The sequence below is a fragment of the Brevundimonas sp. P7753 genome, from assembly GCF_013386595.1.
GTDB classification, from domain to species: Bacteria; Pseudomonadota; Alphaproteobacteria; order Caulobacterales; family Caulobacteraceae; genus Brevundimonas; species Brevundimonas bullata.
This window is the reverse complement of the sequence record NZ_JACARP010000024.1, coordinates 12,435-24,653: the sequence shown is the minus strand read 5'-3', so window position 1 is coordinate 24,653 and position 12,219 is coordinate 12,435. Positions and strand designations below refer to the sequence as shown.

14 protein-coding genes and 1 tRNA gene are annotated in these 12,219 nt (G+C 66.3%); 6 read left to right on the top strand and 9 right to left on the bottom strand.

Translation table 11 applies throughout. The annotated features are described in order from the left end of the window. Window positions 1–11 precede the first annotated feature (11 nt). Both HX774_RS05710 and HX774_RS05705 read right to left on the bottom strand, forming a co-directional pair. On the bottom strand, window positions 12–1,130 hold the full coding sequence (locus HX774_RS05710) for an acyl-CoA dehydrogenase family protein (RefSeq protein ID WP_178825035.1): 1,119 nt from the start codon (window positions 1,128–1,130) through the stop codon (window positions 12–14). Between the two features lie 129 nt (window positions 1,131–1,259). Beyond that, window positions 1,260–2,444, bottom strand: a complete 1,185-nt coding sequence (locus HX774_RS05705; RefSeq protein WP_178825033.1) for an acyl-CoA dehydrogenase family protein — start codon at window positions 2,442–2,444, stop codon at window positions 1,260–1,262. Window positions 2,445–2,575: 131 nt separating this feature from the next. Between HX774_RS05705 and HX774_RS05700 the strand changes: the two genes are divergently transcribed. After that, entirely contained in the window at window positions 2,576–3,106 is a 531-nt protein-coding gene (locus HX774_RS05700) for a GNAT family acetyltransferase (protein WP_178825031.1), read from the top strand. An 18-nt stretch (window positions 3,107–3,124) separates the two neighbouring features. On the opposite strand, the gene HX774_RS05695 is transcribed toward HX774_RS05700, so the two are convergent. Then, window positions 3,125–3,382, bottom strand: coding sequence for an Lrp/AsnC ligand binding domain-containing protein (locus tag HX774_RS05695; protein WP_040347054.1), 258 nt, complete (start codon window positions 3,380–3,382; stop codon window positions 3,125–3,127). 48 nt (window positions 3,383–3,430) lie between these two features. Here HX774_RS05695 and HX774_RS05690 point away from each other — a divergent pair, with 48 nt between their 5' ends. Together HX774_RS05690 and HX774_RS05685 are read left to right on the top strand one after the other, a co-directional pair. Next, complete coding sequence (locus tag HX774_RS05690; protein ID WP_178825029.1) at window positions 3,431–4,261, top strand: alpha/beta hydrolase; 831 nt, start codon at window positions 3,431–3,433, stop codon at window positions 4,259–4,261. A gap of 88 nt (window positions 4,262–4,349) precedes the next feature. Then, window positions 4,350–5,021 (top strand): bifunctional 4-hydroxy-2-oxoglutarate aldolase/2-dehydro-3-deoxy-phosphogluconate aldolase, encoded by a 672-nt coding sequence (locus HX774_RS05685; protein WP_178825027.1) that lies wholly within the window; start codon window positions 4,350–4,352, stop codon window positions 5,019–5,021. 211 nt (window positions 5,022–5,232) lie between these two features. On the opposite strand, the gene ppa is transcribed toward HX774_RS05685, so the two are convergent. Further along, complete coding sequence (ppa, locus tag HX774_RS05680; protein ID WP_114817315.1) at window positions 5,233–5,790, bottom strand: inorganic diphosphatase; 558 nt, start codon at window positions 5,788–5,790, stop codon at window positions 5,233–5,235. A gap of 139 nt (window positions 5,791–5,929) precedes the next feature. Between ppa and HX774_RS05675 the strand changes: the two genes are divergently transcribed. After that, window positions 5,930–6,616 (top strand): DUF599 domain-containing protein, encoded by a 687-nt coding sequence (locus HX774_RS05675; protein WP_178825025.1) that lies wholly within the window; start codon window positions 5,930–5,932, stop codon window positions 6,614–6,616. 250 nt (window positions 6,617–6,866) lie between these two features. On the opposite strand, the gene HX774_RS05670 is transcribed toward HX774_RS05675, so the two are convergent. Next, on the bottom strand, window positions 6,867–7,706 hold the full coding sequence (locus tag HX774_RS05670) for an N-formylglutamate amidohydrolase (protein ID WP_178825140.1): 840 nt from the start codon (window positions 7,704–7,706) through the stop codon (window positions 6,867–6,869). A 144-nt stretch (window positions 7,707–7,850) separates the two neighbouring features. Here HX774_RS05670 and cpdR point away from each other — a divergent pair, with 144 nt between their 5' ends. Together cpdR and HX774_RS05660 are read left to right on the top strand one after the other, a co-directional pair. Further along, window positions 7,851–8,207, top strand: coding sequence for a cell cycle two-component system response regulator CpdR (cpdR, locus tag HX774_RS05665; protein ID WP_105562479.1), 357 nt, complete (start codon window positions 7,851–7,853; stop codon window positions 8,205–8,207). Between the two features lie 113 nt (window positions 8,208–8,320). Then, window positions 8,321–8,395: transfer RNA gene (locus HX774_RS05660), tRNA-Val, on the top strand. Window positions 8,396–8,519: 124 nt separating this feature from the next. Here the strand turns inward: HX774_RS05660 and HX774_RS05655 are convergent. The 4 genes from HX774_RS05655 to HX774_RS05640 form a co-directional block, all read right to left on the bottom strand. Then, window positions 8,520–9,809, bottom strand: coding sequence for a transporter (locus tag HX774_RS05655; protein ID WP_370523349.1), 1,290 nt, complete (start codon window positions 9,807–9,809; stop codon window positions 8,520–8,522). Between the two features lie 131 nt (window positions 9,810–9,940). After that, window positions 9,941–10,765 carry a Crp/Fnr family transcriptional regulator gene (locus tag HX774_RS05650; protein ID WP_178825021.1) on the bottom strand — a complete coding sequence of 275 codons (825 nt, stop codon included), beginning with the start codon at window positions 10,763–10,765 and terminating at the stop codon, window positions 9,941–9,943. A 133-nt stretch (window positions 10,766–10,898) separates the two neighbouring features. Then, complete coding sequence (locus tag HX774_RS05645) at window positions 10,899–11,498, bottom strand: hypothetical protein (protein WP_178825019.1); 600 nt, start codon at window positions 11,496–11,498, stop codon at window positions 10,899–10,901. Window positions 11,499–11,503: 5 nt separating this feature from the next. Further along, the gene (locus HX774_RS05640; protein WP_178825017.1) at window positions 11,504–12,217 is read right to left on the bottom strand and encodes a C39 family peptidase; all 714 of its coding nucleotides are present in this window, start codon (window positions 12,215–12,217) and stop codon (window positions 11,504–11,506) included. Window positions 12,218–12,219: the final 2 nt, after the last annotated feature.

The following is a 12,219-nucleotide window of genomic DNA, read 5'->3' as shown; positions in this document are numbered from 1 at the left end:
GGAGAAGGGATTTAGAACCCCTGAGCGCGCGCCAGGCGTTCGGCGTGGAAGCCGGCGTCGCCGAGCAGTTCGTTGAGGACGCGGACGCGCTTCATGAACAGGCCGACGTCAAACTCGTCGGTCATGCCGACGCCGCCGTGCATCTGCACCGCCTCCTGCACCGCGAGTTCGGCGACGCGGCCGGCCTTGGCCTTGGCGACGCCGGCGGCTTGCTCGGCGTCGGGACGGCCCGCGTCGATGGCTTGCAGGGCGGCGAGCGTCGCGGCCTTGGCCAGCTCCAGCTCAGTGAACAGGTGGGCGGCGCGGTGTTGCAGGGCCTGGAACTCGCCGATCAGCTTGCCGAACTGCTTGCGCGTGCGCAGGTATTCAAGCGTCACCTTGAAGGCCTGATCCCCCGCCCCGACCAGAGACGCGGCGGCGCAGGCCCGGCCCAGCACAAGCGCGGCGTCCAGCGGCCCCTGCCCCTCGCCCGCGGCGCCGATGACGGCGTCGGCGTCCACCATCACCTCGGTCAGGGTCACGCGCGCGGCGTTGTGGGCGTCGACCATGATGGTGCGCTCGACCACGACGCCGGGGGTCTGCGGGTCGATCAGGAAGAGGGTCAGGCCTTCATCCGTTTGCGCGGCGACGATCAGGGCGTCGGCGACGTGGCCGTCCAGCACGAAGCCCTTGGCGCCGTTCAGCTTGAAACCGTTGCCGGCGCGTTCGGCGCGTGTCGTGATCCTGGCGGGCGCGTGCTTGGGACTTTCATCCACAGCGAGGCTGAGGATGGCCTCGCCCGCCGCGATCTTGGCCAGCCAGGCCTTCTGCGCGTCTGAACCCGCCGCCTTCAGCACGGTCGCGGCCAGAACGGACGAACCCATGAAGGGCGAGGGCGTCAAGGTGCGGCCCAGGCTCTCGGCGATGACGCCCGCCTCGACCGCGCCGAGGCCGGAGCCGCCGTCTTCTTCGGGGATGATGACGCCCGCAAAGCCCATCTCGCCGAAGGCCCGCCACAGGTCGCGCGAGACGCCGTCGGGGTCGCGGCTGTCGCGCAGTTTCCGCAGGTGAGCGATGGGGGCGTGTTCGTTCAGGAAGCCGTCGGCGGCGTCCTGAAGCATGGTCTGCTCTTCGGTCAGGATCAGAGGCATCAATCCTACTTTCTCTTCGTCATGCTCGGACTTGATCCGAGCATCGTGCGTTGGGGCGAGCGGGCGGCGTCCAGTCCGGCGCCACCCTCGATCCTCGGGTCAAGCCCGAGGATGACGGCGGGCGGGGCGTCACGCCCCCGGCAGTTGCAGCAGGTGTTTGGCGATGATGTTCAGCTGGATTTCGCTGGTCCCGCCTTCGATGGAGTTGGCCTTGGTGCGCAGCCAGTCGCGGGCGACGGCGCCGTCCTTTGAGCGTTCGCCCTCCCATTCCAGAGCGTCCGAGCCGCCCGCCGCCATGGCCAGTTCGTGGCGGCGCTTGTTCAGTTCGGACCCATAGTATTTGAGCATGGAGGCGATGGCCGGGTGCGCCTGCTTGGCCTTCACCTGATCCCCCACCCGCTCCATCGCCAGACGGAAGGCGGCGGCGTCGATGTCGTAGTCGGCGATGCGGGCGCGCAAGGACGGCTCGTCCAGCCGCCCGGCCTCGTCCACGCCCAGGGCATCCGTCGCGACCTGTCCCAGGGGGCGGCCGACCCCGGTGTCGCCCATGGCGCCGATCATGGTGCGCTCATGCGCCAGCAGGGCCTTGGCCACGTCCCAGCCGCGGTTCAGGGTCCCGATCAGGTTTTCCTTCTCGACCCGCACGTCGTCGAAGAAGGTCTCGCAGAAGGGCGACTTGCCGGAAATGAGCGTGATGGGGCGGGTGCTGACGCCCGGCGTCGTCATGTCGAACAGGACGAAGCTGATGCCCAGGTGCTTGGGCGCCTCGGGGTCGGTGCGGACCAGACAGAAGATCCAGTCGGCCTGATCGGCGTAGGAGGTCCAGACCTTCTGGCCGTTGACGATCCAGTGGTCGCCGCGATCCTCCGCCCGCGTCTGGATCGAGGCCAGGTCGGAGCCGGAGCCGGGCTCGGAATAGCCCTGACACCAGCGGATCTCGCCGCGCACGATGGGCGGCAGGAAGCGCTGCTTCTGTTCCTCGGTGCCAAAGGCCAGCAGGGCCGGGCCCAGCATCCAGATGCCGAAGCTGGCCAGGGGCATCTGGGCCTGGATGCGGCGCATCTCCGACGCCAGCACCTTGGCCTCCTCGCGGGACAGGCCGCCGCCGCCATAGGCGCTGGGCCATTCCGGCGCGGTCCAGCCGCGCGCGGCCATGCGCTCCATCCACAGCTTGTGGGCGGGCGTCTTGAACACAGCCTTGCGGCCGCCCCAGACATAGTCCTCGTCGCCGTCGCGCGGCCCGCGCACCTCGGGCGGGCAGTTGGCCTCCAGCCAGGCGCGCGTCTCGGCGCGGAACGTCTCCAGATCGGTCATCTTCGTGCCCTTGCTGCGTTTCCCTGAGTCCACGCTAACAGCAATCCGTTGCGATTGGCTACGGTCTCCAGCCAAGGTTCTGAACCGCCGCGCCTGTGGCGCGTTTTGAGCCCGCACAGAGGGGCCTTGGCATGATCATTCTCAATCGTCTGGTGTTCGGCGCGGCCAGTCTGCTGCTGCTTCTGCTGGCCCTGGGGCTGGTCTGGCTGGGGCTCGGCGACGCGTGGGAGGCCATTCGCAGCCCCGATCAGTCCGGGGCCGACGCCATCCTGGACGTGCTGGGCTATGTCATCGTCGCCATCGCCGTCTTCGACGTGGCCAAATACTTGTTTGAAGACGAGGTAAGGCGCGGCAGCGAGCGGCGCAGCGCGGCGGAGGCCCGGCGCAGCCTGACCAAGTTCCTGTCGACCATCATCATCGCCGTCTTCCTTGAGGCCCTGGTGGTGGTGTTCAAGACGGCGCGCGAGGACGTGGCCCTGCTGGTCTATCCGACGGCCCTGCTGATCGCCGCTGTCGTGGTTCTGGTCGGCCTGGGCGCCTACCAACGCTTCTCGGCCACCGTCGAGGAGAAGGTCGGCGATGACGACGCAGCGGAGGAGCGGCTCGACGAGCAGCAGGCGAAGACGCCGACCCGCCGCACCCCCGCCCGCAAGAAGGTCTAGCCGCGCCGTCCCCGCCGCCTACTTCTTCGAGGGCAGGAAGGGCGAGAAGGTGATGACGGTGAAGGTGTCGCGGATGTGCGGGCGCGTCTGCACCTGCTTGGTCACGAAGGTGCCGATGTCGGCGTCTTTCGGCAGCTGAAACTTGGCCAGCAGGTCGTGCTGACCCGAGGTCGAGTAAACTTCCGACACGTTTTCAACATTGTCGACCAGATCGGCGGCGACATCGTTGGCGTAGCCCAACTCGCATTTGATGAAGACGAAAATGGCGGTCATCATGGTCGGAACCTCCCGTTCAAGCGGAGGTGCATAGCGGATGGAAACGGCATGGGTAAGGCTCCGGCGACACTGACGGCCCCTCCAGTCGATTACGAGGCGGCGTATAACAATCGGGAACGGGTGCCGGGACACCCGGAAATCCTGAAACGATGGCGAGAGGATTCGGCCCGCGTCATCGACGCGCGGCGGCCGGAAACCGTCGAATACGGCCCCGGCGAGCGTCAGAAGATGGAATGGTTCGACGCCGGTTCGGGCGCGCCGACCGCCATCTTCATGCACGGCGGCTATTGGCAGGCCCTGGACCGGGCCTGGTTCGCCTGGGTGGCGCCGGCCCTTCTGGAGCACGGGATCAGCGTGGTCATCCCCGGCTATGACCTGGCCCCGGCGGTCAAGGTCGGCGCCATCATCGGCCAGATGCGCCGCGCCACCGAACTGGTCCGCGACCGCACCGGCAAGCGGCCTCTGGTCTTTGGCCATTCGGTCGGCGGGCATATGGCGGCGGCCATGCTGTCCGAAGGACGGGCACGGGCGGCGCTGGCGATTTCCGGCGTGTTCGACATCGAGCCGCTGATTCACACCTCGCTGAACCAGGCCCTGGGGTTGGACGCAGTCACGGCGCGGGCGTTGTCGCCCATCCACTGGCCTGCCCCCAACGGCGGCGCGCCGGGTGGACGGGCGCTGGACTGCTGGGTCGGCGGAGCGGAGAGCAACGAGTTCATTCGCCAGAGCCGCAGCATGGCCGCCGAGTGGGGCGGCAAGGGCGCCGACACCCATGTCGAGGTGCTGGACGGGCTGGATCACTTCACCATCCTGGACCCGCTGGCCGACAAGGACAGCGGCATGGTCAGGCGGCTGGTGACGCTGGCGACCGCCGAATAGGCGCCGCTTACCAGGATTGATCGGCGCTCCCTTGACGGGGGCGCCGTGAACCGCCGATCTGCGGGCTGCAAGGCCTGAAGGAGACCCCATGCGACACGACCGCCTCAGCGTGCTGACCGCCCTCGAAAGCCAGGGCGTGGTCCCGGTCTTCTATCACGCCGACCCGGAGGTCTGCGCCGAGGTGATCCGCGCCTGTGCGCGCGGCGGGGCCAAGGCGGTCGAGTTCACCAACCGCGGCGATTTCGCCTGGGAGACCTTCACCGCCCTGTCGAAGCAGTTCGCCCAGACCGATCCCGACATCATCATGGGCGTCGGCTCGATCCTGGATGCGCCGACGGCGGCGCTTTACCTGGCCTCGGGCGCGCGCTTCGTCATCAGCCCCTGCCTGGTTCCCGAAGTGGCCCAGGTCTGCAACCGCCGTCAGGTGGCCTATTCGCCCGGCTGCGGCTCCGTGCGCGACATTTCGGAGGCTCAGAGCCTGGGCTGCGAAATCGTCAAGCTCTTCCCCGGCGCCTCGGTCGGCGGGCCGGACTTCGTCAAGGCGGTGCTGGGCCCCATGCCCTGGACCAAGATCATGCCGACCGGCGGCGTCGATCCCGACGAGGCCTCCATCGCCAAATGGTTCGGCTCGGGCATCGTGGCGGCAGGCATGGGGTCCAAGTTGATCACCGACGCGGCCATTCAGGCGAAGGACTGGGCCGGCATCGAGGCCAAGGTGCGCCATACGGTCGAGGCGATTGCGGCGTTCCGAAACAAGTAGCACTGCCTCTTTCCTCCCCACTCTGTGGGGAGGGGGACCGCGTAGCGGTGGAGGGGGCGACACAGAGGCTGACGTCGAGACGCCCCCTCCGTCACGTCGCCTTCGGCGCCGCGCCACCTCCCCATCGCTGCGCGACAGGGAGGAAAGGCAAAGAAAAAGGCCCCGCCGGTTCGACCAGCGGGGCCTCTTCTATATCAGACGCTCAGTCGCCTCAGGCGGCTTCGGCGGCGGCCTTGGCCAGCTTGGCCTGGTGGGCGGCCATGCCGGCGGCGATCAGTTCAGCGGCTTCGCCGGCGTCGCCCCAACCGTGGACGGTGACCGACTTGCCCTTCTCCAGATCCTTGTAGCGGGTGAAGAAGTGCTCGATCTGCTCGATCAGGATGGCGGGCAGCTGACGGTAGCTGGAAACCTCGGTGTAGTAGGGGTTCAGCTTGTCGACCGGCACGGCCAGGATCTTTTCGTCGCCGCCGGCTTCGTCGACCATCTTCAGCACGCCGATGGGGCGCGAGCGGATGACGCAGCCCGGCACGACCGGGGTCGGGTTCAGCACGATGACGTCGCAGGGGTCGCCGTCGTCCGACAGGGTGTGCGGCACGAAGCCGTAGTTGCCCGGATAGTACATGGCGGTGTGCAGGAAGCGATCGACGAACAGGGCGCCGGATTCCTTGTCCATCTCGTACTTCACCGGCAGACCGCCTTGCGGGATCTCGATGATGACGTTGATGTCCCACGGCGCATTCGGGCCGACCGGAATGGCTTCGATGTTCATGTTACGCTCTTGTTGCAGGTGCGAACGGGGAGTTTGGGGCGCGTGATAAGCTTTGCGTCGCCGAACAGCAAGCTTCAGGGCGGGCTTTCTGCGGCGTTCGCCCTTGCTCCCTAGGCCCGACTGAAGGCATCAACAGGGCATGACCCTGTTCGACTGGATCGCCCTCTTCCTCTTCTTCATCGCCTGGCTCGGCTACGGCCCGATCCTGGGGATGATCGCCCGGCGCAGCGGCTCGCTGAACGACGACATGCTGGTCGTCCGCGATAGCTGGATGACGGCCATGACCCATCGCGAAATTCGGCTGATCGACAGCCAGTTGATGGGGCATTCGATCAACTCGGCCTCCTTCTTCGCCTCGACCAACCTGCTGCTGATCGCCGCCGTGGCCGGCATCCTGTTCGGGGGCGAGAACGCCCTACGCGGATTCGCGGCCGTCGGTGCCGAGGCGGTGCCGGTGAGGATCCTGGAGGCCAAGCTGGCCCTGGTCCTGGTCTGTCTGGCCCGCGGCTTCCTCGACTTCATCTGGTCGCTGCGACAGATGAACTACGCCCTGGCCCTGATCGGCGCGGCGCCCGAGATCCATTCAGAGACCGACAAGGTCGCCTATGGTCACGCCGTGGCGCGGGTGCTGAACCCGGCCCTGGGCGGGTTCAGCCAGGGGGTGCGCGGCTACTACTTCGCCCTAGCGGCGGCGGCCTGGCTGTTCGGACCGATGTGGCTGTCGCTCGGGGTGATTTCGGCCTTCGGACTGCTGGTCTGGCGTCAGGCCGGCTCCCCGGCGGCGCGCGCCGTACGTGCAGCTCGACGGCTGCTGGAACGCAGCTAAGCCTGACTTTAGCCATATTGCAGCCGCGAACGATTTGTGCGGATCGCGCGCCCGGCGACGGGTAACAATGAAACGGATTTTCGTAACAGCCTGTGATCGCACAAGGATAATCGGCGCTTGAAATTTTGTGCGCTGCAACCTAACTTGGCTTTCGACGCCTCCGGGCGTCATGCCCTTCCTGGGCGTTTCCTCCCTATAGACTTTTATGCCGCGCCTCCGGGCGCGGCTTTTTTTTGATCCGCAGGCGCGATCAGGCGGCGAAGTCCTCGCCCAAGGCCGCGATCACCCGGTTCAGCCCCGACTGACAGCGGCCCCAGCCGACCGAGGGCGCGTTCGCCGTCTCGTCCCAATAAAGTCGTCGGTTCAGTTCGATCTGGACGGCCTCGAAGCCCTCGTCAGGCCGCCCCCAGGACTGGGTGGCGTAACCGCCTGCATAGGGCCGGTTCAGCGCCACGCGCCAGCCCAGAGCCTCGAACAGCGCCCTCAGACGCCGCGTCAGCCCCACCGCGCAGCTGGTCCCATAGCGATCGCCCAGCACCACGTCCGGCCCGTTCGGACCCGTGGCGCGCGCCGGCATGGAATGCCAGTCGATCAGAACCGCCCGGCCCCGCCCCTCCCGCGCTGCCTGCATCTGTTCGGCCAGGGCCGCGTGATAGGGCGCATGGACCCGCGCGATTCGCCCCCTGGCCTCCTCCAGCGTCAGGCTGCGGCCATAGAGCGGCGTCCCGTCGCCCGCCAGACGCGGCACGACGCCGTAACCGGCCAGGGTTTTCAACCCCGGCGGCGGCCCGTCGGGGCAGTCGACGATCAACACCGGGTCTAGGTCGTCCGGCGCGCGGTTCAGATCGACATAGGCCCGACCGATCCGCCCGGCGATCAGCACCGCCCCCGCCGCCCCGCTGGCCGCCAGCAGCCGGTCCACCGCCGCGTCCTCGGCGCTGCGCAACGACGCCTGGGACAAGCCCTCGGCCGCGCCCATGTCCTCAGGATAGAGCGTCCCCGAATGGGGCGAGGCGAACACCAGCGGCGTCGCCTGCCCGGACGGCGCGGGGGTGATGCTGAAGGTCGCGTCGGTCGGCGCTGGTTTCATGGGCTGGGGGCTCATGGCTTGGCCATAGCCTGATTTATCCCCGACTTCGCCCCTCTACGCACTCGCCCCCACGGTGATTTTCACTGCGAGTTTACAGATGAGGGCCTAGGTTCCGCGTTGATATTCCAAGGACCTGATCCCCACATGGCGCGTATTCTGCTGGCCGAAGACGACGGCTCGCTTCGAGGTTTCCTGACCCGTGCGCTGGAACGCGCCGGTCACGCCGTGGTGGATTGCGAGAACGGCGACGACGCCATCGACGCCCTGGAACAGGGTCCCTATGATCTGCTGCTCACCGACATCGTCATGCCGGGCGCCGACGGGATCGAGGTCGCCCGCGTCGCCGCCGTGCGCCAGCCGGGCATCCGCATCATGTTCATCACGGGCTTCGCCGCCGTCGCCTTGTCAGCGGCTCAAGCCACGCCTCAGGCCAAGGTTCTGTCCAAACCCGTCCACCTGCGCGACCTGGTGAACGAGGTCGAACGGATGATCGCCGCCTAACGGAAAAATACGAAAAAAGAAGGCGCAAGCCTCTTGCGGCGGCCGCGATCTGCGGGTTATAGACGCCGCCTTGCCGCGCACCGACACATCAGTCGGAGCCAAGCAAACCCGGCGGACGCGTAGCTCAGCGGGAGAGCACCTCGTTGACATCGAGGGGGTCACAGGTTCAATCCCTGTCGTGTCCACCATCTTCTTCTTGAAATCATCACGCTAAACGACCCGCCATCGCGGAATCGACAGCGTCGGGCGCACAGTTTTTCAACGCCGGTCCGCGCGCGGCACAGAGCCCCAGTCTTGATCTGGCCCTCGGCCCTAGAAGACCACCGGCACCCGCAGCACGAAGCGCATATCGGGCGCATCCTCGGTGACGCCGAACTCGAAATTGCCGTTCAGCGAAAAGCGATTGGTCACGCGATAGGACAGGCCGAAGGTCAGCGCGCCGACCTGCAGACTCTTGGATTTTTCGGTGACGTCATTCAGCTCGGTCGACGTCGGGCGGATGTAGTTGTGCTTGTAGCCGAGCGAATAGGAGAAGCGCGGGTTCAGGGCGAAGGCGAAGCCGATGCCCATGCCGATGGAATCTCCCGGATCGACGCGTCCGATCAGGATATCCCCCTCGGTCTTGTCGATGTCCTTGGGCAGGTGAGCAAAATAGCTCAGATTGGCGAAGATGACCGCAGGGTCGCTGGGATAGAGCATGCTGATGCTCGGCTCGACGCCCCAGAAGCCTGATCCGGTGGCCAGACGCGACGCCACGCCGAATTCGTCGCGCGGGATATCGAACGGGCCTTCGCCCGTATCGCTCTTGGCCCGCAGGCCCACCACGAAGATCGGACGCCCCTTTTCGCCGCCATTGAGCTGATAACGGACGCCCGCCTCGACATCGCCGATGCCCGCGCCCTTCAGATCAATGGTGCGCGACACAGCCTCGTCGCGCTGCTGCACCGTAGTGACCGTGTCGCTGCGCTTCAGGTAGGGAATGCGCGCGTCCACCTCGAGCCGGTCCGTGATGCCGTAGCGCCCGGCGATCGTGGCGCCGAGAGTGTCGCGATCCGCCTCGCTGGCCTCGATCACCCCGATCTGCAATCCCGGCACGATCTCGACGCCCCGGAACACCAGTCGATTGGCGGAAGAGCGCGTATATTCGGCTGAGATGTCAAAGCTCGCCCGCCCCGCCGGGCTGAGCACCGCCACCTCTTCGGGAACGGCGGCCAGTTGCAGACGGCGCTCGTTCAAGGACGGCGGCGGCGGCGCCTGGATCGGCGACCGCGGACCGGGGTCCTGACCCGCGCGCCACGCCTCCAGACCCTCCGCGCCCAGCACCGTCGCACCTGGCAGGGCGACAGGGGCGCCGACGCCGCCCTGTTCCAGCGCCGTCGTTTCGGTGAAACGATCCGCCACGCGCCAACGGTCGTCGATCCGGCGCGACTGCGCCTCCAACAACTCCGTCTGCCGCGCCAGCAAGGCTTCCTGTTCGTTCAGACGACGGCTCTGCTCGGCCACCAGAGCCTCCAGCCGCGCCAGACGCGCGGCGGGGTCCTCATCCTGGGCCCACGCGATCCCCTCAGGGGCGCAGACGAAGACGATGGCAAGAGAAGACACGCTCAACAGATGAATGGCTTTTCGAAAATACACACCAGCCTCCCTTGCCGACAACGAGAAGACAAACACGCGCAACCACCATGCGCATTGCTTATTGATAAGAAAAGGAACTCAAATTTCGTCTGAAATTGTCATTCCATCACTTCATGGACAGGATACCGCGCCTGATAATCGCAAATGAATTTCAGCCGGGCGACATCAAGCAAGGCGATCCACCCACGTTTCACCTCGATCAAGCCCTCTCTCTTCATGTGCTGAAGCGTGCGATTGAGATGAACAATGCTCAGGCCCAGCGCGTCCGACAGCACCTCCTGCGTCAGCGGCATGGGGAAGCGCTCGCCCTCGGCAAGGCCGGCGATCCGGCAGCGCTGGCGCCACTCCAGCAGGAAATGCGCCGTGCGTTCGTGCGCGGATTGCCGCCCCAGCCGCACCACATGGTCAAGCAGGCAGGCCTCCTCGTAGCGACGGACGGCGGCCAAGGCGTTCTGAAGCCCGGCGTGACGACCATCCTGAACCGCCAGGATCTCACGCAGCATCAAGGCGTCCACGCATTCGACGCGCGTCACCGCAACCGTCGAAACCTCGTCTAGGGGCCTGGGTTTGAGGCCGATGCCGATGGTGTCCCCCGCCATCAGGAACCCGAAAATCTGACGCCTGCCGTCAGGCAGAGACTGCTGACGGCAAGCCCAACCGCTGACGATCAGGCGCGCCGGCGCCGGCTCCCCTTCGCGTGCGAACTCGGCGCCGGCGGGGATGGACTCACGATAGAGGCAGAGCTTGCGGATCAGGCCGCGCTCATCCTCAGTCAGGGTGGCGATGGCGCCCAGCACCCTCAGAGCCGCGACATCGGCGGGGGGACGCAAGGGTCGACGCAAGGCGGCGCGCGCCGACGGCGCCGCGCGTAGGCCGTGACGCACGGGCTCTGGATAGCCCGCGTAGGGAACGCCCATATGCATTGTCACCCCTCCCCGGGCCCGAACGCATTTCGTTAACGAAAGGTAAAACTACCGCGAGTCGAATCCAGTTCCAGATCAGCTCGCATCAAGACAAATCCTCATCTTCCGAACCATGAACAGACCGGGCGCGCATTCAGCGCCCATAGCCCTGGATACTGCCCCAATCGAGATCTTGACCGATCTGGGCGCCCAGCCGGTCCAACGAATAGTCCCTCTGCATGGCCTCGAAATTGGGCAGAGTCAGCATCACCTGCATATCCTGCCGGATGTCTCGACCATTGGCCGCATTGAGCACCATATTCTGCAACTGGCCGTTCAGGACGTTGTGAACCAGGGCCGTCGAACCGTTCTCGTCCGTCAGCACCAGGCCGTTGGCGCCGGCCGGCAGTCCCGTCAGATCCAGGCCGCCGAACTGCCCCGGGATCAAGGTCGTCCAGCCCGGCAGGTCGCCCGTCACCTGCTCGGTGATCGGCCCGGTCGGCGTCCAGGTCAGCCGCGTTTCCAGCGCCAGAGCCCCGTCGACATAGGTGCGCACGATGGCGCCGAAGTCGAAGACCACGCCCCCCGCCGTCAGATACCCGCCGCGCATATCCGCCAGTTCTGCGTCGGTCATCGGGACCCATGCGGAAGAGACAGGCGTCGAGGGCTCAGGCGCCGCCTGGGCGCGCGCCGGTTGCGCCAGCAGCAGGGCGGCGAAACAGACACTCAGATCGAAGATTCGAATACGAAACATCGTCATCACCGCAGATAGGGATCTAGCGAGAAGGTCGTCGTGATCTGGTAGAGGGGCGGCAGCTCACGCGTCAGCTCAGCCAGAGAATCCGTGGGCAAGGCGCGATCCATCGGCGCCTTGGCGAATGGACGCCAATCGTCAGCCAGGTTGTAGTGATCAGCGGAATCCCGGATCAGGAAGGCGATCCCGTTCCACATCGACGTAAATTCTTCGCGGCTGTAGGTCTTCAACCCCAGCGCCGGATCACCGACCAGAACGCGGCCGTTCGCCATGCCCTTCAGCACCACGAAGTGCCGGTAGCCCTGCTGATTGATCACGACGATGGCCGGCGCCCCCGCCTCCTCCAGCGCGTCGAGGCCCATGCGGAAACCATCGGACTCGAAACCGTGGGTCTCAAGGTAGCGCTTCATATCCAGCAGTGAAAAACCGACGCGCTCAATGGCCTCGCGGTTTCCATTTTCGTACATGTAGACAAAGACTTCGCGCTCGGCGACGTCCCGTCCGTAGTGGTAGCGCAACAGGGTCGCCAGGGCGGCCGAGCCGCAGCTGTAGTCATACTCCTGACGAACCACCGTCCTGAAGGGAATGTCACGGTAGCTGATGACCTGAACCGAGTAGTTGCCGCCGCCCTGACTGAAGGCGACCTGGGCCGCCGCCGGCGCGGCAAGACCGACCACCGTCAGGACGGCGGCCGCAGCAAGCCCAGTAAGGCCGGACACCT